The organism is Sphingomonas sorbitolis, from assembly GCF_036663875.1.
Lineage (GTDB): Bacteria > Pseudomonadota > Alphaproteobacteria > Sphingomonadales > Sphingomonadaceae > Sphingomonas.
The window spans coordinates 22,257-45,805 of the sequence record NZ_JAXOJS010000009.1 but is presented as its reverse complement, the minus strand read 5'-3'; the positions used below and the strand labels follow the sequence as shown (position 1 = coordinate 45,805).

General features: G+C 60.3%; 23 protein-coding genes. 11 read left to right on the top strand and 12 right to left on the bottom strand.

The features are described from left to right. Positions 1 to 46 precede the first annotated feature (46 nt). The gene (locus U1763_RS19320; protein WP_332756551.1) at positions 47 to 1,186 is read right to left on the bottom strand and encodes a cellulase family glycosylhydrolase; all 1,140 of its coding nucleotides are present in this window, start codon (positions 1,184 to 1,186) and stop codon (positions 47 to 49) included. 330 nt (positions 1,187 to 1,516) lie between these two features. Between U1763_RS19320 and U1763_RS19315 the strand changes: the two genes are divergently transcribed. The 8 genes from U1763_RS19315 (at position 1,517) to U1763_RS19280 (ending at position 8,551) form a co-directional block, all read left to right on the top strand. Next, a complete protein-coding gene (locus tag U1763_RS19315) occupies positions 1,517 to 4,357 on the top strand; it encodes a TonB-dependent receptor (RefSeq protein ID WP_332756550.1) in 2,841 nt (946 codons plus the stop codon). A 58-nt stretch (positions 4,358 to 4,415) separates the two neighbouring features. Continuing rightward, entirely contained in the window at positions 4,416 to 4,934 is a 519-nt protein-coding gene (locus U1763_RS19310) for a hypothetical protein (protein WP_332756549.1), read from the top strand. Continuing rightward, a complete protein-coding gene (locus U1763_RS19305) occupies positions 4,931 to 5,938 on the top strand; it encodes a family 43 glycosylhydrolase (RefSeq protein ID WP_332756548.1) in 1,008 nt (335 codons plus the stop codon). Before U1763_RS19310 ends, U1763_RS19305 begins: the two co-directional genes overlap by 4 nt. A gap of 402 nt (positions 5,939 to 6,340) precedes the next feature. Further along, a complete protein-coding gene (locus U1763_RS19300) occupies positions 6,341 to 6,634 on the top strand; it encodes a hypothetical protein (protein ID WP_332756547.1) in 294 nt (97 codons plus the stop codon). Between the two features lie 236 nt (positions 6,635 to 6,870). After that, positions 6,871 to 7,386, top strand: a complete 516-nt coding sequence (locus U1763_RS19295) for a hypothetical protein (RefSeq protein WP_332756546.1) — start codon at positions 6,871 to 6,873, stop codon at positions 7,384 to 7,386. Positions 7,387 to 7,511: 125 nt separating this feature from the next. Continuing rightward, positions 7,512 to 7,880, top strand: a complete 369-nt coding sequence (locus U1763_RS19290) for an AbrB/MazE/SpoVT family DNA-binding domain-containing protein (protein ID WP_332756545.1) — start codon at positions 7,512 to 7,514, stop codon at positions 7,878 to 7,880. Next, on the top strand, positions 7,877 to 8,263 hold the full coding sequence (locus tag U1763_RS19285) for a type II toxin-antitoxin system VapC family toxin (RefSeq protein WP_332756544.1): 387 nt from the start codon (positions 7,877 to 7,879) through the stop codon (positions 8,261 to 8,263). The genes U1763_RS19290 and U1763_RS19285 overlap by 4 nt, the downstream gene beginning before the upstream one ends. A gap of 108 nt (positions 8,264 to 8,371) precedes the next feature. Further along, a complete protein-coding gene (locus tag U1763_RS19280) occupies positions 8,372 to 8,551 on the top strand; it encodes a hypothetical protein (RefSeq protein WP_332756543.1) in 180 nt (59 codons plus the stop codon). Between the two features lie 97 nt (positions 8,552 to 8,648). On the opposite strand, the gene U1763_RS19275 is transcribed toward U1763_RS19280, so the two are convergent. From U1763_RS19275 to U1763_RS19260, 4 genes are all read right to left on the bottom strand, one after another. Next, positions 8,649 to 10,124, bottom strand: coding sequence for a deoxyribodipyrimidine photo-lyase (locus U1763_RS19275; protein WP_332756542.1), 1,476 nt, complete (start codon positions 10,122 to 10,124; stop codon positions 8,649 to 8,651). A 78-nt stretch (positions 10,125 to 10,202) separates the two neighbouring features. Next, on the bottom strand, positions 10,203 to 10,709 hold the full coding sequence (locus U1763_RS19270) for a pyridoxamine 5'-phosphate oxidase family protein (protein ID WP_332756541.1): 507 nt from the start codon (positions 10,707 to 10,709) through the stop codon (positions 10,203 to 10,205). A 199-nt stretch (positions 10,710 to 10,908) separates the two neighbouring features. After that, positions 10,909 to 12,792, bottom strand: coding sequence for an AI-2E family transporter (locus tag U1763_RS19265; protein ID WP_332756540.1), 1,884 nt, complete (start codon positions 12,790 to 12,792; stop codon positions 10,909 to 10,911). A gap of 157 nt (positions 12,793 to 12,949) precedes the next feature. Then, positions 12,950 to 13,534: a DUF4142 domain-containing protein gene (locus U1763_RS19260; protein ID WP_332756576.1), complete on the bottom strand. Its 585-nt coding sequence runs from the start codon at positions 13,532 to 13,534 to the stop codon at positions 12,950 to 12,952. Positions 13,535 to 13,690: 156 nt separating this feature from the next. Here U1763_RS19260 and U1763_RS19255 point away from each other — a divergent pair, with 156 nt between their 5' ends. Beyond that, complete coding sequence (locus U1763_RS19255) at positions 13,691 to 14,101, top strand: DUF3597 family protein (protein WP_332756539.1); 411 nt, start codon at positions 13,691 to 13,693, stop codon at positions 14,099 to 14,101. A 431-nt stretch (positions 14,102 to 14,532) separates the two neighbouring features. On the opposite strand, the gene U1763_RS19250 is transcribed toward U1763_RS19255, so the two are convergent. The 5 genes from U1763_RS19250 to U1763_RS19230 form a co-directional block, all read right to left on the bottom strand. Next, positions 14,533 to 15,057, bottom strand: a complete 525-nt coding sequence (locus U1763_RS19250; RefSeq protein WP_332756538.1) for a DUF937 domain-containing protein — start codon at positions 15,055 to 15,057, stop codon at positions 14,533 to 14,535. A 110-nt stretch (positions 15,058 to 15,167) separates the two neighbouring features. Continuing rightward, on the bottom strand, positions 15,168 to 16,439 hold the full coding sequence (locus tag U1763_RS19245) for a YihY/virulence factor BrkB family protein (RefSeq protein ID WP_332756537.1): 1,272 nt from the start codon (positions 16,437 to 16,439) through the stop codon (positions 15,168 to 15,170). 94 nt (positions 16,440 to 16,533) lie between these two features. Beyond that, positions 16,534 to 17,820 (bottom strand): cation:proton antiporter, encoded by a 1,287-nt coding sequence (locus tag U1763_RS19240; protein WP_332756536.1) that lies wholly within the window; start codon positions 17,818 to 17,820, stop codon positions 16,534 to 16,536. 111 nt (positions 17,821 to 17,931) lie between these two features. Then, positions 17,932 to 18,624: a CsbD family protein gene (locus U1763_RS19235; RefSeq protein WP_332756535.1), complete on the bottom strand. Its 693-nt coding sequence runs from the start codon at positions 18,622 to 18,624 to the stop codon at positions 17,932 to 17,934. A gap of 26 nt (positions 18,625 to 18,650) precedes the next feature. Continuing rightward, entirely contained in the window at positions 18,651 to 19,271 is a 621-nt protein-coding gene (locus U1763_RS19230) for an OmpA family protein (protein WP_332756534.1), read from the bottom strand. 420 nt (positions 19,272 to 19,691) lie between these two features. Here U1763_RS19230 and U1763_RS19225 point away from each other — a divergent pair, with 420 nt between their 5' ends. After that, positions 19,692 to 20,639, top strand: a complete 948-nt coding sequence (locus U1763_RS19225; protein ID WP_332756533.1) for a manganese catalase family protein — start codon at positions 19,692 to 19,694, stop codon at positions 20,637 to 20,639. A gap of 334 nt (positions 20,640 to 20,973) precedes the next feature. Further along, a complete protein-coding gene (locus U1763_RS19220; protein ID WP_332756532.1) occupies positions 20,974 to 21,378 on the top strand; it encodes a BLUF domain-containing protein in 405 nt (134 codons plus the stop codon). A 685-nt stretch (positions 21,379 to 22,063) separates the two neighbouring features. On the opposite strand, the gene U1763_RS19215 is transcribed toward U1763_RS19220, so the two are convergent. Next, positions 22,064 to 22,564 carry a B3/B4 domain-containing protein gene (locus U1763_RS19215; protein WP_332756531.1) on the bottom strand — a complete coding sequence of 167 codons (501 nt, stop codon included), beginning with the start codon at positions 22,562 to 22,564 and terminating at the stop codon, positions 22,064 to 22,066. A gap of 54 nt (positions 22,565 to 22,618) precedes the next feature. Next, positions 22,619 to 23,488, bottom strand: a complete 870-nt coding sequence (locus U1763_RS19210; protein WP_332756530.1) for an EamA family transporter — start codon at positions 23,486 to 23,488, stop codon at positions 22,619 to 22,621. Positions 23,489 to 23,549 lie beyond the last annotated feature (61 nt).

Sequence of the window (23,549 nt, the reverse complement as noted above, 5' to 3'; positions counted from 1 at the left end):
CGTATGCAGCATCGCTATCCCTTGGGATAGCCATGCTGCACGCCGCCTACCGCTGGCGACGTACGGCCGGACTATCGGACGGCGCCACCGGTACGACGCCCTTCGGCGCTGCACTCATTCGCCGGATCAGATCGGTCTCGGCCTGCCGATACGGCGTGCCGTCGTTCCGGAACACCTCGTGAAACCAGATCGTCGGCTCGGCCAGGACATACGGTTTCTGCCAGCTGTCCCAGGGTAGCCGCGTCTGCGTCTTCCCATCGACGAACCCCCAGTTGATCATCCCGACATTGTAGCGCTTGCCGATCGGCAGCGATCCATCGAAGGTCGAGCCGTTGCCACGCGCCATATACTCGGTGCAGATCACCGGACGATTATAGGCGAGCAGCTGTTTAATCCGCCGCTCGAACGTCTCGGGCCAGCTATAGTCGTGGAACGTGACCACGTCCGATTGCGCGAGCTGGAGCTTTTCCATCGGCGACGTCTTGCCGCCCGGCGTCCAGTCGTCGCCGATCCACACCCCGGAGGTAAGCGGCTGCGACGGATCGGCATCGCGTGCCCAGTCGAACACCTGCGCCAGCAGCGCGCGGACCAGCGGCTCCTTGCCATCCTGCCCCTTATATTGATCGGCGCCATTGTCGGGTTCGTTCCAGACGTCCCAACCGAGTATCCGGTCGTCCTTCGCGAACGCGCCGATCACGCCCTGCACATAGGCCTTGTAGCCGGCATAGCGCGTGCGATCGCGCAGGCCCGGCATGCCGGGGCCCTGCACCCAGCCCGAATTATGCACGCCGGGGATCGGCGGATGCTGTGGCCCGAGTTTCGGATCGGGATCCCAGCAACTGTCGAACAGCACGAACAACGGCTTGATCTTGCGCGCCTTGGCCATCGTCAGGAACGCGTCGATCCGCTGCTTGAAGCCTTCCGGATCCTGCTGCCAGAGCTGATCGTGGAGGAACACGCGCATCGTGTTCATGCCGATGCCCTGCGCAAGACCGAGTTCGTAATCGATCCGCTTGGGATCCCAGGTCGTCGCCTGCCACATCTCGAGCTGGTTGATCGCGGTCGCGGGCGCGTAGTTGGCGCCGACCAGCCAGGGCTGTGCCGCGTACCAGGTTTTCGCCTGCGTCTCGGTCCAGCGCGTCCGAGCGTCGGCCGGACTTGCGGCTAGCGCAGCGGTAGCGAGCAAGACGAGACAGAGTGATTTTCTAGCAGCCGCGATTCTTCCGGTCCGACAAACCCCGGTTCGCTTTGCGGATATCCACGCTAAATTGCCATGTTGCACTGGCGTTCCTCTCTTGTTCAACGGGTTCGCCGCTCGTCGTGTCGACGATACGCAACGTCACCGCGGTGCGGTTGCCGCATCCGCCGCAACCCTAGCGGGCCATGCCTCGGATCCACAAGACCCCGCAAAGATTGTTGAAGTCTTGTCCTACAAAACAATTGAATACGGCGTTTGATCGTTTTAGCGTGACGCCAAGTCGCATGGAGAACCATCGACACTTAGGGGGAGAGAGATATGAATACGAAAGCACGCTTGTGCGCATCCGTAGCCGCGATGACGCTGGCTACCGTGACGCCGGCAACCGCACAAATTTCCGACAATGCGACCGGGAAGACCAAGGTCGGCGGCCAGGACCTGCCCAAACCGACTACGGCTTCGGACCAGAATGCCAACCCCGCCGCACCACAACCGTCGCTCCAGGAAAGCCCGACCGAGGGCGACGGCGAGATCGTCGTCACCGGCCTTCGTCGCAGTCTCCAGTCGGCGCAGGCGATCAAGCGCAATTCCGACGGCATCGTCGATGCGATCGTCGCCGAGGACATCGGCAAGCTGCCGGATACGTTCGCGTCGTCCGCGCTCGCACGCGTGTCGGGCGTGCAGGTGACGCGCGGTGGCGGTGAGTCGGCGGGCGTCACGGTGCGCGGCCTGCCCGATCTCAGCACCACCTATAACGGCCGCGAAATCTTCACAGCCGAGGGGCGCTTCGTCCAGATCCAGGATTTCCCCGCCGGCACGGTCGCAGCGCTCGAAGTCTATAAATCGGGTACCGCCAACCTGATCGAGGGCGGCATCGGCGGCCAGGTCAACGTCCGCGGTCGCCGCCCCTTCGACTTCAACGGCTTCGAACTGTCGGGATCGCTGAACGGGGTGAACTGGCAACAGTCGGGCAAGATGTCGTGGAACGGCAATCTGCTCGTCAGCGACCGCTGGAACACCGGGATCGGCGAGATGGGCCTGCTCGTCAACGCGTCCTATGTCGGCATCAATTTCTTGGATTCGACGCGCGAGCAATCGCTGGTCGTTGCCACCACCAATGCCGTGAATGCCCCCGGCACGACCGGCGGGGTGCGCTATCCCGACGCGCAATCGCTCTTCCTCGGCTATGGAAGACGCTGGCGCCCGTCCGCCAATGCCGCATTCCAGTGGAAGCCGACGCCGGAACTCGAAATCTATGCCGACGGTCTCTACCAGGGCTATCGTGGACGCGACTCCAACCGGTTCATGTTCGTGCCAAACTTCGGTGGCGCCGATTTTCAGCTGAACAACCTGACCACGCGCCCCGGCAACCCGAACGTCGCGCAAAGCGCGACCGTTTCGGGTGCCAATGCCCCCGATGGCTATTACGGATCGGCCAACGGGACGACCAATACGTATCAGGCTGGCGGTGGCGCGATCTGGAAACACGACAAGCTCCAGATCTCGGGTGACATCGCCTATACCGACAGCACCTACACGTTCGATGCGGTCAACATCGACTACACGTTCCGCAGTTCGCCGGTCCGCAACGTCGTGTTCGAGTCATCAGGAACCGACGGGGGCCCGAGTTTCGACCTTGGCACGTTCAACCTGACCGACCCCGCCAATTACCTCAGCCGCGGCTTCTTCCAGGAATATACCAAGGTCGGCGGCAAGGACATCCAGTCGCGCGTCGACGTCCAGTACGACATCGGCGAAGGCCTGCTGAAGCGCCTGCAGTTCGGTGTTCGCTACAATGACCGCGACGCCAACCGAGATCGCGGCGCGCCCTATATCTTCAACCTGCCGGCTCAGATCCCCATCACCGCGCTGCCGGTGACCACCGAGAGCACGCTCGCTGGGTTCGGCTATAACAACACGCTGCCGATCCACACGTTCACCGCGATCCCCTCGAGCAGCATCCGCGATAATCTCGTCGCCTTGCGAAGCTTCTACGGTGCGCCGGCAGGACGACCGGAGTTCAATCCATCGGAGAATTTCCGCGCGAACGAAAAGGCCTTGGCGGCCTATGCACAGGTCAAATACGGTTTCGACATCGGCAGCGTTGTCGTCGACGGCGTCGTCGGTTTGCGCGCGATCCGCACAAAGAACCAGATTAGCGGCTTCCTGCGCGACGAACAGACCCCCGGAAACTTCGTCATCACGCCGATCACCGCGAAGAACGAATACACCGACTACCTGCCGAACGTCAGCGCCCGCGTCGCCGCCACCGATGAACTGCAATTGCGGCTCGCCTACACGCAGACCCGGACCCGGCCGAACTTCTTCGACCTCAATCCGGCGCTGACCGTCGGATCACCGCCGACGATCGATCCGAACAATCCGCCGAACACGAACGATCCCAATAGCAACGCGCGCAATATTACGGCGGGCAACCCGAACCTGTCGCCGCTGACGTCGAACAACTATGACGCGAGCCTCGAATGGTATTTCTCGCGGACCGGTTCGCTGACCGGCGCGATCTTCCGCCGTGATGCGCAGGGCTTCATCTCGAACACGACCGTCTTCACCACCGACCCCACTTATGGCCGCGTGCGCTTCACCCAGCCCGAAAACACCGGCGTGACGCGGTTCCAGGGTGTCGAAGTCGGCTTTACGAGCTTCCTCGACATCGACGGCCTGCCCGATTGGGCGAAGGGCTTCGGCCTGCAGGCCAACGGCACCTATGTCGACTCGAAGGGCGATCTGGCATCGACGCTTGCGACGTCCCCCAACGTCGCCGGCCAGCAGCAGCGCTTCAACGGCGTATCGAAATGGACGTACAATCTGGTCGGGCTGTACGAACGGCCGTTCTTCTCGGCGCGGGTCGCGTATAATTTTCGCTCGGACTTCGTGCAATATTACAGCCAGGAGCCGCTCGACGTCGACGTCAACGGCGCACAACGCACTGGCGGGGTGATCGAGAAGGCGCGCGGGCAACTCGATTTGTCTGCAACGGTCACGCCGGTTCCGAGCGTCACGCTGGCGTTCGACATCGTCAACGTGCTGGGCAATCCGATCCGACGCTATCGCCAGTTCGATGACGCCGGCGATCAGTTCGCACGCCAGATCTTCTATCTCGAGCGCACGTACTCGCTCGGCGTCCGGTTTCGGTTCTGAACACCACAGCTGTTGGGGAGATACTATCGTGCGGATTGCTTTCTTCGCGGCGCTTGGGTTGACCATGCTGTCGGCCACGCCAATCCTGGCGGCCGACACACCGAGCATGGCTGATCGGCTGGTCAACGATCCTCGGGTGGAGGCACTCAATCCGTACGGGTTGCGTCTTCCGCCAACCGTGCGCGCCGACAAGGGCGTGCAGTTCGGCAAGGCCCTGCGCGTGCCGTTGAAGGGCCATGTGGATTTCTGGCGGATTGGCGTGACCACCCCGGTCCTGAAAGCGATCCGGAAAGGCGACCAGATTGTTGTCGCCTTCTGGGCCCGCGCGGAGGAAACCGAAAACGGCGCGCCCGGCAAGATCGGCCGGGTTCAGTTGGAGGCAACACCGGTCGTTCGGGCGATCTTCGACAAGTCGTTCGAGGTGACCCCCGAGTGGAAGATGTATCAGGTGAAAGGCGTCGCAGATCAGGACTATGGTCCGCGGCAGCTCAACGCTGCATTGCACCTCGATGTCGCCAAGCAGGTGCTCGACCTCGGGCCAGTGTTCGTGCTCGATTATGGGCAGGCAGCGCAATGACGCGGCGTTGGGGACCGTGGATCGCCAGCGCGATCGGTGTCGCCTTGGTCACGGCCTCGCCAGGACTCGCCCGCAACCCGGTGTTCCAAGGCGCCGACCCGCATGCGATGATGATCGACGGCGAGATGTGGATCTTCCCGACCGGCGGTCCGGGCGGAAGCTGGGCCGCGGACCGGTTCGGTGCCTTTTCGTCTCGTGATCTCAAGACCTGGACCGCCCGTGGCGAGATCCTGCGCCGCGATCAGATCCGCTGGATCGGCGACGACGGCGCAAAGGCACATTTCCTGTGGGCGCCGGGCGTCGCGACGCGGGGCGGCAAATGGTATCTCTATTACTCAGTCGGGCCGCAGAACCCGACACCGAGCCGGATCGGCGTTGCCGTCGCGGACGCACCGCAAGGCCCGTACCGCGACAGCGGACGCCCATTGGTTACCGGCGGTCGTCAGGCGAACGGAGAGTTCGAGGCGATCGACCCGATGGCATTCGTCGACCCACGGTCCGGCAAGGCCTATCTCTACGCCGGCGGCAGCGCCGGCGCGAAACTGCGTGTCTGGGAACTCGGTCGCGACATGGTCAGTCTCGCGCGCGAAATCCCGATACATCAGCCGCCCAATTTCACCGAAGGCGCGTTCGTGCACGAGTGGAACGGCGTCTATTATCTCTCGTACAGCCATGGTCACTGGAACCGCCCCGATTACTCGGTCCATTACGCAACGGCGCCCTCCCCGATCGGCCCATGGCGCTACCGCGGCGCAATCCTGACGAGCGACACGCAGCATCAAGGGCCGGGTCACCACAGCTTCGTCCGCACATCAGAGGACGAGTGGTTGATCGTGTATCATCGTTGGGACCAGCCGCCCGGTCCGGCGCCGCTCAAGGGCGAACGCCAAGTTGCGATTGACCGGGTATGCTACGGCGCCGACGGCACTATTGTGCCCGTTGTTATGACCGAAGGCGACGCGGTCCCGAAGCTGCACGAAATAGGTAATTGTGCGAGCAGTTAGGGGATAGGCGGCTGCCCATCATCTGACCTAACGGCTATTTACGCCGTTCGTCGCCCGAAAGCGGACGGGCAGCTTTCCACCAGTTTTGCCTAAATGCAGACGGTCCGCATGCAAAGATCGGCTCTTTACGCCGACGTCAAAAAACAGACATTCCCAGCTTTCTCGACGGTCCGACGAGCGATTACGGCACGGAAGCACGACCCTACGTATTCTCGACCAAAGGACGTCGGTGATAGGGCTGTTTCTCGCGAGTTTCCGCGTTCACCTGCGCCAGACGCTCAAGAAGCTCCCCCTGCGCGGCCATCGCGTCCCATGCCTCCGCGGATCGAAGATGACGTGCTCGAACAAGCGGTAGCAAGGACCGCTCCGCCTCGGACCGTTCTTTGGCAGCGGCGTTACGAAATGACTCAGTTTGCGATACGCTCATTCGGCAACCTTTACCTGACATACATGGATCCGGAAGCCTGGACGGTAAGGGTGCTCTTGGTAGGAAAGCGTATGCTTAAGACAAAAAGGAAGCGGCTGACCGGTCGCAGTGTTCGCGCGGTCGAACGCCTTGCAAAAATCGAGACATCCATCATCGACCTTGCCGACGAGGATCTGCTCGATCTCGCCGACATATTCAAAGCCGAGCCCCGCGCCCCGATCGGCGATATGGCATTCCTCGAAATGGCACGACGCAACATTAGCCTTTGAAGGCAGCAAACTATGCGGAGGTAGCTCTTGCGTCCACGCTGGGCTGAATTTGGTCAAAGAGCGCGTCCGGTTTATCGGTACGTTGGTTGGCTCAGATTTCGTAAGCGTTGACGGCCTCGCACCAGCTTGGCCGGTCGAGGATGCATTTGGCTCGGTCGTCAGCCACTGAGCGCGATTCCGATTCACCCTGACTCAATGCCGTTGCGCACAAACCACGAACAGCCATCATCCCAACCATGGAACAGCGGATCATTCATGCCTGCGGTCACGAGCAGGCTCACTATCTTACCGGCTTTGAAAGTCAGCAGGAACGGAAAGCCAAATGGCTGAAGACGACGACCTGTCGAGACTGCTTCGTTGCGGAAAAGCGAGCAGAGGAAGCCGCTGCATCAGCGGTAAGCAGCGCTGCTGTCTCACACCTTGATCTTGTACCGCTAACCGGCACCGATCGGCAAATCAGCTGGGCGTCGGCGATCAGGACCAAGCGGCTTGCAGCGCTAATCAACCTGAATAGCGACGCCGACTGTAACGCATGCCTCCGGGTCACTGACGCCAAATGGTGGATCGATTGCCGCGATCTGACTGACGTTGATCTGATGGCAGTCGCGAAAACAGGGTTCAAACATGCAATGCGTGCCGACCCTCATGCCATCTACTACGAATACCGTGATTGCCCTGTAAAGGCAGAGGCTGACCCAGCGATCCATTCGGGTAAGCCAGACGCCTCCCTAATGTGTGCAAGCAGGGTCTAGACCTCTTGAATGAGGTGTTCAATTTCGCTGCTACCGACCCTGTTTGAACGTGTTTTGTGTACCAAACCCTATGCCTACTCAGGGCATACCCAGACTGACGAAGATGGCGTGGTAGTGAAGGCCTGATGCCGAAGCTCGCATTGTGTCACATCGCACAAAGTGGCATGAGCTCCTCGGAAGCACTTAGGAGGATCGCCGCGATGGCTACCCAGTCCATAGACGTTAAAGTGGCTAGTAACGGTCGGATGATCCTGCCGGCATCGGTTCGCAAGGCGATGGGGCTCCGCGGAGATGCGAAGGTCATCTTGACTGTTGAGGACGACCAGGTCCGTCTGTCGCCGATCGGTCACGGGGTTTCTCGCGCTCAGGCGCTTTATCGGGAGCATGCCAAGCAGGCCCGAACAATCGACGACTTTTTATCTGATCGTAAAGCAGAGGCCGTCACCGAGGCAGGCGAGTCTTCGCATTTGGACCGGCAGGTCGATCGGGCATGACGTCTGTTGTGATGGATGCATCCGCGGTGCTGGCGCTGGTCCGGGATGAGCCAGGCGCCGACAAGGTCACACCTTACGTCGGACGAGCAGCGATCTCCGCCGTCAACCTACAGGAGGTTATCAAGGAACTCCTGCTTGGTGGTTTGGGCGCAGCCACTATCCGCGAGATCCTTGACGAGCTTCGTCTCGATGTCCGTCCTCACGACGTGGAGGCAGCGTATGCGGCCGCTGAGCTGCACACGCAAACGAGGGAATTTGGACGCGGCCTTGGTGATCGCTCCTGTCTTGCGCTTGCAATCCTACTTGGCGTTCCCGCCCTTACTGCCGATCGCGAGTGGAAGAAGGTAAAGGCCAAAGGGCTCAAGATGGAGCATATCCGCTAGCAGCCGATCCTGCATACGAGAGCGCGCGGGGTTGACGGAAGTTAGGACGACGGGTCGGGCCTGCCCGCTCCAGTCGAGCGTTATCAATATCCCACATAGGAGCGGATCATGAGCGACAGCGAACCGAACTCCGACGAGGGCGCGAGCCCCGCCGACGACGTTAAGAAGCAGAACCCGACCGGAACGACGACCGGCGATCAGACCGGCGAAACTGGCGGCGACCATAAGGTTGAGGATCTTGCGAAAGCGGGTCGCGATGACATGGATACCGACGCGGAGGCCGAATAACTGGCTGACTAAAGCCTAACGTTGAGCGAAGCCAGCTATGACCAACACAAGCTGTCCACTCCGCTCAACCACAACGCGCGCTGGCCTTTATTTAGCGTCAAACTGTCGGTGTACCGGTAAGGTATGCATCCACCGGCACGGTAATCGGAACTGATACCCTAGGTATTGGGCGCGATGCGGCAGCCGCGAGCCACTCGCTGCCGCCTTCCCTATGTCGTGTAGAACCGTCACCGCGCGTTGTGACGCGTCCGTAAACCGGACGTTCTCGATCTGCCGGTGTGCCTGCAAACATGGCGGCAATGTTGCCGTATGTGCTGGGATCCCGACCATCGAGACTGAACCGGTCGTTGAGGTAGCAAGCGGTTGCCCATGCTGCCTCGGGTGTCGGTGTCATCGCAATGATCCGTTTGCACCAGTACATTCGCAGGTTGTTATGCATCCAGCCATCGACCAGAAATTGGCGCTGACAGGCATTCCATGTCTCGTCTCGCGTTTCGCCTGCAACTAGGGCCGTCAGGGTTTCACATTCCGGGCGAGCATCGCCGGCATGCTCCGTCAACGTCTGACGAGCCCATGCGGCGATACGATCATATTGCTCGGGACAGCTCAATTGGCGTGCCTGGTAGTGGAACCACTCGCGCCAACCGAGCAGTTCGTCGGCAAACTTCCGTTTATGTTGGCTCCCCGCAGACGCACTGTCGACCGCAGCCATGATCTCACGAGGGCCAAGAACACCAAAGTGCAGGTAGGGTGATAAGCCGCTGGCTCCCTCGCTTATGGTGGCATCGTTGCGCTTGGAGGCGTAGCTGGGCAGCACGTCGGCCACCAAGCGTGCAACTCGCTCTTTTGCGGCCACCCGGCCCCAGGGATGCATCTGGCTAACTGGAAGCGAGTGATCGACGTTTAGGCCCAAAACCAGTGCGTCGAGGTCGAGCTCATTCAGCCGGTCCGGGGTAAACGGTAAATCACCTTCGTAAGGATCAGTCTGCACGATTTCAGCCTCAGACGCAGCCCAGACGGCACGCTCCGGCTGGTGTCGGCGTAGAAAACCTGACCGACCCCGTACGTCGACACCAATCACTGCAGGGGGCACGAGGCATGCGGCATTTACAGCAAAAACCGGAACAGTTGCTCTTCCAGCTACCCGCTCCGCTTGCCACTGAGCAACGAACGAAGGCTGGTCTTCAAGCATCACCGCTGCGGATATCGCCGCGAGACGGTAGACCAGCCCCTTCTCGCGTCGTTCGGCGCGATCGACATGGGTTACACATGCGATGCCGCGGGCTCGACATCCCTCGGTAAGGTCCACGCTTGCACCAAGAATGAAGCGATGAAGCCGATCTGATGCGTACGGGTAATCCTCTCTCAACCCGTGGTAAACCAGCACAGGGATGTTTAGCGCATTGCCCAATCGCACGGCTGCATCGATGACAGGATTGTCGTCCGCCCGTAGCGCTTGCTGCAGCCAACATAGCACGTAGCGGCCTGAGGTATTGATCGTGTTGCCGTTCAGAGCCCGCACACGCGGCGCCTCCTGCCAGCCAGCCAAAGACTCAGGCAAACGTCCGGTCATTTTCAACAGTCTTTCGGTTAATTACAAGGAACGCCAAGCCGGATCATGCGGCTCGGGAAATAGGCCGTACTGAGCACCTCAAAGATTGATCTTCACGTCCTCAATGTGATGCGGCCTGCCGGTGATGCGCGACTTGATCAAAGAGATTGCCGTCACGATCGCCGCACCGGGGGTATCCCAGTACTCGGCTCCATCAGCGTGAATTTTAAGCAAAACAATTTCGGGGTCCTCGGGGCCGTCGGGAAACCAGGCCGAGATGCCGGCATTCCAAAGCGCCTTCGCCTTTTCGGTATCTTCTATGACTTCGGCCGTGCCGGTCAGAGAAATCCAAGCGCTGCTGGACGATAGGGCCACGTTGACGCGCGGCTGCCTGCTGACATGTTCAATCTTGCGACCATTCCGCTTAGTGAAAAACCAAAGGTCTCCGTCGAACTCGACTGTCTGAAGCGCCATCGGCCTGCTCACCATGCGGCCATCGGCGTCCGTGGTTGTGATCATCGCCACCCGCATGTCCGCCATTAAGACCGTGAGCATGCTGAGGTTTTCGTCTTCTGTGGCGCCCAAGTGGTCTGCTGGCTTGCTCATACCGTTTCCGTCCCATCCAAAAAGTCAGGACCATCCCGACCCCTGGCGACCCCCGAAATATCTGGTGAACGCCAACCTAATCGCGCTGACTTCACCCTGACGTCGCTGCAATGCGAGGATAAAACAGTCGCTCTGTAACATACCGGAACATTGCGTGAATATCTGGCGTCGTTGCGGGAACGTTTACGTATTTAGTCGGCTAGGCCGCTTTTGAGTGGGGTTCGGACTTTACAATATCTGCGACCGCACCATCCAACGAACTGACATATCGGTCCGCGCCCAAAACTTGCTGGATCGAAGTATCGCTGAGGGCCGCCTCTCCTTGTGGCCACAAACCGACAACAATACGCGCGTTCGGAGCACGCGCGCGCAATCGTCGAACGAGGTAACGGAGCTTTGCAGGTGAGCCGGATACCTCCAGATAGGAGACTGCGATCACATCGACGCCGGCAAGGTCCAACGTCTGAACGTTATCCCTTGAGACCGCGCTATTGGGGACACGCCGTGCTTGCACCCCCTGTTGGCCAAGCAACTGCGCAAGCATTGCGGTCACGGCGTCATCGAACGGACCGTGCCCGGCAACGCAGGCAACCGTTTGGGCCGGTATCGTCCTGTCAGACTGTGTCACTTCGGGCGCCGGCTGTAGGTCCTCGATGACGGACATCATGGATTTGGTCATCTGATCTGCGCCAGCCTGGTCAATCGTCCCACGCGCCTCATCCTCGACCGCCAGCTTCAATCCCTCGAGCACGACGCCGTCATAGTATTCTGTAAGAGAGCGGTCAGCGAGAAGCATCTCGGCCTGTGCCAAAGCCTCGTCCGGGTTCCGCGCCAGGATGCGCTGATAGAAGCTTTCAACAGGTGTCAGCGCTGGTCTGTCACCCAGGAGGACGTCGAAGAACTCGAGGCTCTTCACATGGCGCCCCATGACCACCAGACATAGCGTCAGCGGTGTGGACATGATCAGCCCGATCGGCCCCCAAAGCCACGTCCAGAAGATCGCCGATACGATCACCGATACGGGCGAAAGGCCCGTCGAGTGGCCATAGAGCAATGGTTCGACGACATAACCGGTAAGCGGCTCAATGATCACGAAGAGCGCTACGACTTCCAGCGCCATGCCCCAGCCTGGATCCACGGCCGCACCGAGCGCCGCAGGAGCCACTGCTGCCAGGAACGGCCCGATATAGGGTACGAAGCGCAGCAGACCCGCCATCACGCCCCACATGGCCGGCGATGGTATGCCGATCAGCCATAGACCAAGGCCGATAACGACACCGAAGCACGTGTTTACGGCCAGCTGGGAAAGGAAGTACTTGCTCAGGCGCTGACCGGCGTCATCGATAGCACGCGTCGTGCGGTGCAGGTCGCTCGATCCGAACACGCGGATAAAGCGATCGCGCAGATCCTCCTTCTGCATCAGGACGAAGATCGCGACGATGAGTACGATGACCGTCGTTTCCAGCGGGCCTAGGATAGGTTCGAGAACCGTACGTGCGATCGCAAACGGCGACGTGCTGCCTTGGACGACTTCCACCGGAATAGGGTGGCGTTGGTCGGACGCTGTCACAACCGACGGTGTTGCCAGCGTTGGCGGCGCGGCACGTGGCCGGGTAGTTGGTCGCGAGCCCCCCAGTTCCTTTGTGATCGAGGCAAGGCGTGCAACAGCAAACCCCTGAACCCCCTGAACCTTGGCTTCGATGGTGCGGGCATATTGCGGCGCGTTCACAGTCAGCGACGCCGCCTGACTGCCGATGAGCGCGCCGAACAGACCCAGGAGACCCAGAGCTGCTATGACGGTCAAGATCACGGCAGGCGCCCGCCAAAGGCGCAGACGCTGTAACAGGTTCACGACGGGTGACAGAACGAACGAAAGCATCACCGCCAGGGTGATTGGTATGAGTACGTCTTGACCAAAATACAGGGCGGCAATGACAAGCGTACCGACAGCTACGCCGGCCAACGTCTTGAGTTCTGGCGCTGAGGCTGATCGGATTTGCGCCGCACCAGGATTATCCCCGGGAGAGTCGCGACTACCGGTCACCACATCGGTGTAGCCGGCTATGTTGTCAGGACTGCTCATACGAAAACCTTCTTGCCGGAGCTCGCGTATCGGTCACGTCGAGACCCGGCACGAGGTATTGCACAGTATCGCTATCCCGATGTCGGGACAGACAAAACCGAGAGGTTCGCGTCATGACGCACCTCTCGGATGAGAACACTATCGTCCAATGACGGACTTAAGACTTGAGCGCTTTCGCCATGTTGAGATGCGCTGCAACCGTAGGCGCCAAGCTCGCCGCGAACGTCTTCAACTGGGGCACGTCACCGGTTGCGGCATAACCCTTGAGCGTATCGAGCGTCTGTTGATGCCCCGCGACCTGGACAGCTGCATACGCGGTGTCGAAATCAGCGCCCTGCTTGGTCTTCAGATCAGCAAGCTTCTGCTGCTGCTCGGCATTGAGCGCCGGGTTGGGCGTCAGGGCTGGCGAGAGCGTAGCCGTCAGAGCTTTCAGCTTGGCAGTCGAACCCTCATGCGCCGTGATCATCTGGCCAGCGAACTTTTTCACTGCAGCAGACCCACCGTTGGTTACAGCGAGCTTCGATGTCTCGATCTCGTACGCGTCGCTTGCAGCGGCCATGTTTACGAAAGCCTGGCCACCTGAGGCGGGTGTTGCCATGGCGTCGTTGGAAGCAGTGGCGTTCGCGTCCATGGCGGTCGTGTTGGCATAGGTGCTGTTATCGACGGCGGGCGTATTTTCAGCCTTTTTGCCGCAGGCAGCCAATGAGAGCGCCGCTACCGATACCAGTGCCAGGGTCTTCATATTCATTATCGTCTCCATTCGGTCGTTCGTTGCTGGCGGGTCAACGCGTGCCTCGATGGGACCGTTCCGCCCTTGCAACGAACTTCGGACCGATCGTAGGGCGTGTTCGTTTACCCTGTCTGCCGGCACCGCTGCCGGCCTTATCGGGACACGGCAATGAGCATCTTCAGCACGATCATGAACAAGGTTTTCCATCACAATGCCGCGCCAGCGGCTGCGCCGGCTCAGGCTCCTGCCGCTGCACCCCAGGCTGCGCCACAGGCAACGCCAGCTGCTGCCGCTCAGCCCGCCCCAGCAGCGCCTCAGCAGTCCGTCGATGTCGGTGCGGTCCTCAGCGAAATGGCATCGATGAAAGATGGCGGCGGCAACTACCAGAGCTCGATCGTCGATCTTCTGAAGCTGCTCGACCTCGATTCCAGTCTGACAGCCCGCAAGGAACTTGCCAGCGAACTGAATGTCCATGCTGCAGACGACGGCTCTGCCGAGCAGAACATTGCCCTTCATAAGGCTGTGATGCAAAAGCTTGCCGACAACGGCGGTATAGTTCCAGACAGCCTGCGCAACTAAGTGCGTCAGTCCAGAGGAAGCTGCACAAGCTGCAGCTCCTCTGGCTTTAGTTCGCCGTACTCACCCTTTGCGAGGATGATGGACCAACATCATTCTTGCCCTTAATGCGCGGGCCCCATTTCCGGAGGCGGAGTTCCCACCGTTCCCTGAGCAGCCTGTGCCGGAAGCGTCTGGCTACCGCGCGGCGGACCGTTTGGATCTTTTTGCAGGCTCTGGGCGACAAGCCAGCAAATCGTGATCACCAGTGCTACGATCATGATGAAGATGATGATCGCTACGGGGCCAGCCCGCTTGTTTCCTCGTCTCTGCACCGTACGCGTTCCTCAGTAATGTCAGCAGTCTCAATGGCATGCGGACCGGCGATGCCGCGATCCGTTCCCGCCGTTCAAACCACCCGTTAAGCCAACACGGCAGCCTGATGGCGAACGGCGTTATCGACGCTCCCCAAAGACCGAGCCGAGAATACCGCCCAATCCGCCGCCAAGACCGCCCGTTGGGGCTGAGCCAGTGGCGCCAGCACCACCTAGGCTACCAAGTACCGACCCCAGGATTCCACCGAGGCCGCCCTGCTGTCCACCGGACCGCCCGGTCAGATGACCGACCACCAGCATGACCAGGATCGGTAGCATCTGTTTCAGCAGCTCGGGGGCGAGCCCGCTGCCTTGCGCAGCGTTGTTGGCGACTTCACGGCTACCGTCTTTCGATCCGAAGATACCGCCGAGAAGCTGATTCCCCTGATCGATTTGCGTCGGCTCGTTGCCCAGCACATTGGAAGCAAGGTCCGCACCACCAAGTTCGTTTGCATGAGCATCCACTTGCGCCGTGTTGTTGCCCATGCCGCTAAGAACGGCGGGCAACAGGGCCGCGGCACCACGCTGAGCTTGATCACGCGGTATGCCGAGGTGAGCAGCAAGGGCATCGATGCCGCCATCTGGCAGTAAGTCGTTGAGGTTCACGTCAGCTTCCTTATTTGATGGGTACCAACAAATGTCGGCGCCCATGGGTCCGGCTACCGCTGCCTGGGCTGGGCCCTTGGAGTGGAAGGTCTTCGTCAAAGGCGCGGCGCTCAATCAGCCATTTCGGTCGTACGAGAGTGGGGCGGTTGTCCCGAGAGCCAACTAAGCCCTCCGCCAATGGCCAGCAGCCCTGCCCCCATGATAGCCTTGTCGCGACGTCGCAGGAGAACGAGCCCGCTCGTAACGATGATGGACGGCACCATGCCGGCTCTGCCGAGGCCTGTTATGCGCGCTACGCGCACGGCGATGCGGCTGGCCGCGTATTCCCTTAGTGCAGACGGCGTAGGCGGTGAGGCACGGGATACTTCTTCGTCACTGGCCGAAGCCTGCGGGCCCGGTCCCGGCTGCGGCGCTACGTCGGGTCCGGACGCTACCGTGTCGGCCGCGTATGCACCGCGATCTCCCAGCGATTTGCTAGCTCCCTTGGTCGTGTCCTGCGTGGTCTGGCGTTCCAGTTCGCAATTGAACTCGGCACCGAGCAACAGAATGTAGGCAGACAAATAGAGCCAGGTCAGCAGAACAATCGCCGCGCCGAGCGATCCGTAGGTCGCATCGTAGCTGCCAAAGTTTGCCACGTAGAACCCGAAGCCCAGAGTAACGACCAGCCACAACACCGTCGTCAGTACCGAGCCGGGCGTCAGCCACGTCCATTTGGCCTCGTCTCGGTTTGGTGCGTAGCGGTAGAGCGTTGCAGCAGCTGCAGCGCCTACTCCGGCCATGACGATGTACGAGACGACCTTGCCCGCTATGAGAAGGATGGCGGGAGCTGAGGGAAACAGCGTATCCAGACTTCCCATCGCCGCAATGGCTATGATCGCGAAGATCGCGATGAGGACCGCGCCGGCAGTGATAGCGAGCGCGATGAGGTTCAGCCGAATGAAGCTGCGCGTTTCCTCTTCGTCATAGGCGATGTTCAGCGAGGTGATGAGCGCGGTTGCGCCCTTCATCGCACCGTACAAGGCAATGGCGAGCGCAAGGAGGAGGCCGAACCCCTTTTTGCCGTCCGACGTGGTGACAACGTTGGCCAGCTGTTCACCGATGAGCTTGGCAGCATCGGTTGGCATGACCGACGTCAGCGACTGGACATTCTTCATGACCGTCTCAGGTGTCGCTACAAGCCCATAGCTTAGCACCACCGCGCCGAGCATGGGCACCATGGCGAGGACGCCGCAGAAAGCCACGCCGGAGGCTACCAGGCTGATGTTATCCTGGCCTGCCTCCTTCCATGCTCGAAGCGCAATGTCCTTCCAGCCCTTTGCCGGGATAGCCCAGGGACTGGCGGCATCGTGCCCCCTTGCGTCCGTCTTGCTCGTCTCAGTCATGCCTCGTCCCTTTACGCGTTTCTTGCACCTGGCATGCGATCACCGTTTTCTCGGTACACGCCAGTTTCGATACGATCCCTGATTCAGAGTTGTCTCACACGCCCACGGCTGGCGGCGCATCCTTGTCTGGATCTCGACCATGTTGCTGATCGAGGAGACGCATGACTGGCGTCACGGTGAGCCCGTGCAGAACGATCGAGAACAGCACGACCAGTCCGAGAAGGCCCCAAAGGCGCTCAGCGGCATCCACGTGAATGTGGCTCAGCCCGTACGCCAGATAGTAGATCGATCCGACGCCGCGAATGCCGAAAAAAGCAAGAGTCAGCTTCTCAGAGCGATCCGCTCGGTGACCGAATAGACCGATAAGGCCTGTGATCGGCCGGATGACCAGCAGGATCACGAGCGCGATGGCCACATCGGTCAGCGAAACCGACGCCAGGAGCCCGCTGACCAGCGCACCGCCAAACAGCAGCAGCAACACCATCATCGCCAGTCGCTCGATCTGCTCGGTGACGTCGTGCATGTCGTGATGAAAGTCGTGGGTCCGGTGCGTCCCCCGAAACGTCAGTGCTGTCACGAACACGGCAAGGAAGCCGTAGCAATGGATGAGTTCAGTAAAGCCGTAGGAGATGCAGGTCGCCGCCAGCGCGATCAGTCCGTCACCGGTCTGGGCGAGCTTGGTCTGTGCCGGGACATGAAAGGTCACCCACCCAAAGGCGCGGCCGATCAGCCATCCGGCACCCACGCCAGCACCGATCTCCCATAAGACCCGGTAACTCAGCCATTCGCCCAACACCGACTGATGTGTCCCGGCCGCGGCCGCCAGCATGATGGCGAGATGGACGAACGGAAACGCAAACCCATCGTTGAGCCCGGCTTCGGACGTCAGTCCAAACCGTACTTCATCTTCGTCCTCACTCTTGGGTGGGCCAACCTGAATGTCGGCTGCGAGAACAGGATCCGTCGGCGCCAGGCTGGCCGCGAGCAGCAGCGCGATCGCCCATGGCAGTCCCATACCCCATGCCGTCACTACGGTAATCGCAAGAATGCCAAGTGGCATCGTGATGGCGAGAAGCCGCCATGTGACCACCCAGTCGCTCCATCGGAAAACCCGGTCGATCTTCAGGCCTGCGCCCATCAGCGCGATGATGACGACGAACTCTGTGAATCGTTCGGTGATCTCGGGGTAGAGAAGCGGCAGCGGCCTCAACGTGACCTGCGGGAGCGAGAACAGTGCAGCACCAAGCGTGATGCACACGATCGGCAATGATAGCGGCAGCTTGCGGAGAGCCAGGGGCAACCACACGACAAGCGCAGTAAGCAGGCCAAAGCCGGTAAGAACGAGGATGTATGTATCCGGAAACCCGGAAGCGGCGATCATGACGGGTTTTCCCGGGAGGTAACGAAACCTTGCCGCAGCAGCGCGCGCATCAGTCGATGTGAAACATTGCAATAGAAAGGAGCGATGGCACTGCCACCGCTCCACATCAGCTTACGAGCGGTCCGGGCCCTTGCCCTGCTCGATCTCGCCGCGACGTTCCTGTTCGATACCGTCGTGCTTCAGGCTCTCATTCCCGAACACGCTGCCAGCAGCCTGCTTGACGTTTCCAAGCGCCTCGTCGGCCATGCCCTTGGCCTTGCTGCCGGTGCTGTGATTGTTGCCGTACGAACGGACGCGCGACGAACCGCGGTCGAGATCACGGCGACCGTAGATCGACGACGTATTAGCTGGTGCAATGTCATCGCCAGACGTGGCAAACGCCCGATCCGGCGAAGCATCGAGACCATAGCTGGCAGCGGTTGCCGCAGCCTCGGCAGGCGCATAGTCCCAGCCCGATGAACGCCAGGATTCGGCGCGCTCGTCGATGTCGACCGTGTTGGCTTCTTCCAAGACACTGACGGCCTCGCCGACAGCATCATCGTCGACGTCCGCCGTCAGAAGGTAGCCGCCACGGCGTACGCCTTCCTCGTAGGTATGACGGTCGTGGTCCGGCAAGAACGCGTTCTTGATCGATGCCCAGATACCGCGATCTTCATGCGTCGAGTGTGCGGTTTCGCTGTAACCGTCGCTGGACTTGTCATGAATGCGGATATGATCGGCATCGACACGCGACTGCTTCAACCGCGCCTGTGCAGCTTCGGCATCGCTACGGTCATCGAATAACGCGGTGATGGTACGGGTCATAGATAGTCTCCAGATATGTCAATTGATTAGCGTGAGGTCACGACAAGCTCGGTGCGACGGTTCTCGGCCTGACCAGCCGTCGTCGCGTTGGTGTCGACGGGGTCGGCCTCACCGCCAGAGACGGTCTCGATGCGCGCGGCATCGATGCCCTGTGCGACCAGGCCGGCTTTGACAGCGTCCGCGCGTGCCTCGCCGAGAGCGACGTTGGCGGCTGCCGGCCCGCGAGCGTCGGCGTAGCCTGCGATGCGGACATGCGTGTTACCGTACTGCTTGAGAACGGTAGCAATGGTCGCCACCTCCTGCGCGTCGCCGGGGCGCAGCGTGCTCTTTGCCGTATCGAAGGTCAGCTGCTCGAACTGGAATGTCCGCGGCGCAGCTTCGGTCCCGCCCAGGTAGCTGCCGAGGCCAGAGGTACCGCCAAGTGCTGTTGCAGAGGCTACACCTGGCGTCGTCGCTACGACTTCGGTCGGCGTCGAGCCGGGCGACGGTGCAACGGCGACGCTCTCGTCATGACCGCAGCGGCTCAGCGCAAACAAGAGCGCCAGAACGCCTGCAGCTAGCGCGATCCAGGCAAGCCAATTCGTTTTCTTCTTTTCGATGTGTATCGACCGCGGAGGCGCTCCGTCGGTATTTTCTGGATCAGCCATTCTATTCCCCTCCTACCGCTGGTGCGGCCCTGATTTGGTACCGACGCGTAACGACCAGAGCCGTTATTCGGGTTCCGGTATTTCGGACCTATTGCTCCAAATCTATACGATATCGCGTAAGACAATTTTTGATTTTGGAGGGGGCGTCAAATCTTGGCAGTCCAAATCATATATCTTGCACGGGATTACCAGATATACCCAATATCAGATAACAGATGCCGCATATTGATCTCGCGCAATACTGACACCTAAATCATTTTAATTTCTTAACTTGCTCGCGGATATACTGAGAGATTTTATATTATCTTGTATTGATGATGATCAATACGAAATATAATTGCTTGAGAATGCATCGCAAAAGGAACGATGGCGACGGCGAAATCGCTGATGCCTTCGAAGCACGATCGAAGGATTATGATAATGTTCATGCACAACAAGCGACTGCAATACACTGTGCGTGTTGCGGAACCCAACCCGGTACTTGCATCGTTGATGCTCGAGCAATTTGGTGGGGCCGATGGCGAATTGGCGGCAGCAATGCGGTATTTTACGCAAGGCCTGGGTGAACTTGACGCGGGACGCAAGGATCTGTTGCTCGATATCGCGACGGAAGAGTTGAGCCATCTTGAAGTCATCGGCTCGATCGTTGCGATGCTCAACAAGGGTGCCAAGGCACAGCTTGCCGAGGCGTCGATGAAAGAGGCCGACCTTTACATGTCAATGACGTCGGGCGGTAACAGCCACACCCAGTCGCTGTTGTATGGCGGCGGTCCATCGCTGACCAACTCGTCCGGCGTTCCCTGGACTGCGGCATACGTCGACAGCCGCGGCGATCCGAGCTGTGATCTGCGCTCCAACATCGCCGCTGAAAGCCGCGCGAAAATCGTTTACGAGCGCCTGATCGCGATCACCGACGATCCAGGCATCAAAGACGCGCTCGGCTTTTTGATGACGCGCGAAGTCGCGCATCAGAAGTCGTTCGAAAAGGCACTGTATGCGATGGAAGACAACTTCCCCTCGGGCAAGCTGCCCGGGATCGAGAAATATGCGAACCTGTACGTCAACACGTCGCAGGGTGAAGGGGACACTTCAGGCCCGTGGAATTCGGGCGATCAGTGGGAGCGTATCGACGATCTCGAGCAAACCATGCCGATCGACGAAGGTGATGGCACGGCATCGGTAAGGCTTACCAAGGACGATCAGGCGGTTGCCGATAAGCTGGCAGCGCGAACTGCTTCTGATCCCTCGAGCGATCCGGAAACGGGCGTTGATCTTGGTGCGGGGCCGGGTGCCGGACTTATCACGGGCGAGGATCTTGGCGGCGCCAAGGATATCGCCGAAGCCACTGCAATGGCAAACGCAATGTGACGGAGCGGGCCGGCATCGTTCGGTGCCGGCCCGACCGACTCGCATGTCGACGTCATTCTTGAGGTTGGCAGGAGGACGCTTATCTTTTTAAGTCGCAAGGCGACATGATCAGCGGTCGACGCGTCCCGTGCGGCGCGACCGGAGACAAGGCGAACAGACAGTTCTCGGGAAACTGGTGGCATCGATTAAATTAACGCGGGACAGCCGCTCTTCCAAGAATCAGGCGCCTACCGGGACGGCAAGAGTGCTGGTGTACGTCGCTGGCATGCTCATGCGCGGATTGACGGGGCGTTTATGATTTAGACTGTATCGTCTCCCCTCACGGAGGCGGCCTTTGATACGATTGATATATATCAGTACCGCGCGCGTGGCACTGTCAACGCAGGCACTGGACGAGATTCTGCGCGTGTCGCGCCGTAACAACCAGGCGGTCGGCGTCACAGGCCTTCTGATCGTTGGCGGTCGGCGGTTTCTTCAGGCGCTCGAAGGCCCCTCGGAAGCGGTCAGGAACACGTATGGCCGTATCAAAGCGGATGATCGGCACTTTGCCTCGGTCGTGTTGAGCGATCGGGAAATCTCTGAGCGTAGCTTTTCCGGATGGGCGATGGGCTATCAACCGGCTAGCACGCCTCATGCTGCGGGCACAGTCGCTCGTGACGTGGACGCACTCATCGCCCCGATTACAGATCCCATAGTCCATGCATACTTTGCGGAATTTTCGAAAAAACATGCCGTGTGATCCCATCACCATCTTGGGGGCACGGATCGCTAGCATGCACCAGGTTGCCGCGATCGAGAACTTTCCGATGGATTATACCAAAAGACAGTCAAGACAGAGCTGTTCGCAGGATCTGACAGCACCGGCCCTACTTACCACTCCATTACGGGTGGTAACGGCCCGCCCCCACAGGGTAGCAAGGACGGACCGGCCTTAGTCGGAGGACGACCGTGACTTGCAATAAACGCTATAATTTACGTTGGTTCCGGAGGCGGCGGATTTACCCATGCATGAGCTGGGTAGGCTTCTCCAGTTGGAGAGGGCAGCGCAGACCATGGTCGCGAGGGAGGCCCCTCTTCCCCTGCCCCGCTTCGAATGACGCCAATCTGCCCTTTCAGCTGTCCTGCCAGGGTATGGAAATGACACCTGTTCAGTTGCCAAATCGACCCTGATCGTACAGCTCAGACTCTCGGCGTAATTTTTGGTTATACCCATATTGACGGTGCCTGAGTGGGGCTATCGATGAGAATGTCATAAATCGCCCTAACGGGGTCATGGTGTCGGAAGTGTTTCGACCCGCATGCATTTCGCGAACGACATTCGCGACAGCCCAGCCCTCGGCTCGCTGGTCGTAGTGAGGCTGTCGCGAAAATCAGGACATACGCGACCAGTCATTGCGATTGCGATTGCGATTGCGGATGCAGGATCAGGCGGGCGGCATCGATACGAGTTTGACGGAAGCAGCTGGCAACCGGTCGGTCAGATCGTCAGCGAGCCGCGAGCCGGCTTCCTGGAGCAGGTCGTGCGACATCCCGGTCAGTGCCTCGAGCACGAACCACATGAATCGCTTCCCACCGTTCAGGCGTGTTCGTGTGCCCTGCCGCCAGTTCCAGCGGCGGCACGTCACGCCCACCTCATCGCGCCAGATGACTTCGCCAGGTGACGGATGCTCGATCACCTGCTCACCATTCGACATTGCATCGAACGGTTCGCTGCCGTCGGCGATCGTCAGGTGCGGCACACCCACATAGGCACCGAGGTTCTCACCCCCGACCGGCACCGCGTAGCGAAGGCTGATGGCATTGTAGAGGTCCACTACCGGATTGATCGTTGGCAGCGTCCCGTCTTTCAACACGCGCTTGCGCAGAGCCTGTGCCGAACACGGTGTCCGGTTCGGCTTGGCGCCAAAGCGAGTGTAGGTACCCACACGACCTCGAAGAGGCCCGCGACGATGATGACGATCCAGGCCACAGCAGGCTTTCTAGCGCTTCGCGGTCAGCGCGGCGCCGACCGATGAGCAGACGATCAATCCAATTGCCAGCCACTGCGATCCTGCCAACGTCTCGCCTAGGATGACGAGGCCGACCAGAGCACCGACCGCGGGCTCGGCGCTCAGGAGCGTACCGAATGTGTTCGTTGGCAAGCGCGGGAGGGCGATGATCTCGAGCGTATATGGAAGCGCGCTCGACACTAGACCCACGATTACGCCCAGCACCAGCACCTCCGGCCGCAGCATCGCCGCCCCTGCGTGGTAGATTCCGATGGGCGCGGTGATCAGGGCCGCAATGATCATGCCGCCCGCGACCGCGGCGGTTCCATGGTCCTGCCCCGCCCGTTTTCCCACCACGATATAAATTGCCCAGCAGGCGCCTGCCGAGGCGGCTAGCGCGACCCCCCGCCAGTCCAGATGGGCGACGCCCTTCCAGATCGGCAGCAGCAAGAGCAGGCCGGCCACCGCCAATGCGATCCACAGGAAGTCCGCCTTGCGCCGCGATGTCAGCAGCGCGACCGCGAGCGGCCCGCTGAACTCAATCGCGATCCCGATCCCCAACGGGATGAACGTCAGCGCCTTGTAAAAGAGGAGGTTCATGATCCCGAGCGCCAGCCCGTAGGGCAGCAGCGAACACCAGTCCGATCGGGTCATCACCCGCCACGGCCGGAACACGGCCGATAGCATGCAGGCGCTCACGATCAGGCGAAGTGCAGTCGCGCCCTCAGGGCCGATCGCCGGGAACAGGCCCTTGGCGAACGACGCGCCGATGCTGATCGCAAGAAGCGAGCCTAACAGAGCCCCGACGGCTGTCAGGTCGATGCCCTGGCCGAACCGCCGGGAGCTAGTAGCTGTGATCATCAAGTGCTCGCAAGTAATCAGAAGCACGAATGTACCGAGCGAGTACGATCTGTGCGGTCAA

What these genes read in the sequence shown, in the direction of transcription:
- U1763_RS19210 (WP_332756530.1), bottom strand. Translation starts at nt 23,488, where the DNA reads ATGATCACAGCTACTAGCTCCCGGCGGTTCGGCCAGGGCATCGACCTG.
- U1763_RS19235 (WP_332756535.1), bottom strand. Translation starts at nt 18,624, where the DNA reads ATGACCCGTACCATCACCGCGTTATTCGATGACCGTAGCGATGCCGAA.
- U1763_RS19285 (WP_332756544.1), top strand. Translation starts at nt 7,877, where the DNA reads ATGACGTCTGTTGTGATGGATGCATCCGCGGTGCTGGCGCTGGTCCGG.
- U1763_RS19245 (WP_332756537.1), bottom strand. Translation starts at nt 16,439, where the DNA reads ATGACTGAGACGAGCAAGACGGACGCAAGGGGGCACGATGCCGCCAGT.
- U1763_RS19290 (WP_332756545.1), top strand. Translation starts at nt 7,512, where the DNA reads ATGCCGAAGCTCGCATTGTGTCACATCGCACAAAGTGGCATGAGCTCC.
- U1763_RS19295 (WP_332756546.1), top strand. Translation starts at nt 6,871, where the DNA reads ATGGAACAGCGGATCATTCATGCCTGCGGTCACGAGCAGGCTCACTAT.
- U1763_RS19225 (WP_332756533.1), top strand. Translation starts at nt 19,692, where the DNA reads ATGTTCATGCACAACAAGCGACTGCAATACACTGTGCGTGTTGCGGAA.
- U1763_RS19265 (WP_332756540.1), bottom strand. Translation starts at nt 12,792, where the DNA reads ATGAGCAGTCCTGACAACATAGCCGGCTACACCGATGTGGTGACCGGT.
- U1763_RS19275 (WP_332756542.1), bottom strand. Translation starts at nt 10,124, where the DNA reads ATGACCGGACGTTTGCCTGAGTCTTTGGCTGGCTGGCAGGAGGCGCCG.
- U1763_RS19305 (WP_332756548.1), top strand. Translation starts at nt 4,931, where the DNA reads ATGACGCGGCGTTGGGGACCGTGGATCGCCAGCGCGATCGGTGTCGCC.
- U1763_RS19280 (WP_332756543.1), top strand. Translation starts at nt 8,372, where the DNA reads ATGAGCGACAGCGAACCGAACTCCGACGAGGGCGCGAGCCCCGCCGAC.
- U1763_RS19240 (WP_332756536.1), bottom strand. Translation starts at nt 17,820, where the DNA reads ATGATCGCCGCTTCCGGGTTTCCGGATACATACATCCTCGTTCTTACC.
- U1763_RS19300 (WP_332756547.1), top strand. Translation starts at nt 6,341, where the DNA reads ATGACTCAGTTTGCGATACGCTCATTCGGCAACCTTTACCTGACATAC.
- U1763_RS19255 (WP_332756539.1), top strand. Translation starts at nt 13,691, where the DNA reads ATGAGCATCTTCAGCACGATCATGAACAAGGTTTTCCATCACAATGCC.
- U1763_RS19260 (WP_332756576.1), bottom strand. Translation starts at nt 13,534, where the DNA reads ATGAAGACCCTGGCACTGGTATCGGTAGCGGCGCTCTCATTGGCTGCC.
- U1763_RS19230 (WP_332756534.1), bottom strand. Translation starts at nt 19,271, where the DNA reads ATGGCTGATCCAGAAAATACCGACGGAGCGCCTCCGCGGTCGATACAC.
- U1763_RS19315 (WP_332756550.1), top strand. Translation starts at nt 1,517, where the DNA reads ATGAATACGAAAGCACGCTTGTGCGCATCCGTAGCCGCGATGACGCTG.
- U1763_RS19270 (WP_332756541.1), bottom strand. Translation starts at nt 10,709, where the DNA reads ATGAGCAAGCCAGCAGACCACTTGGGCGCCACAGAAGACGAAAACCTC.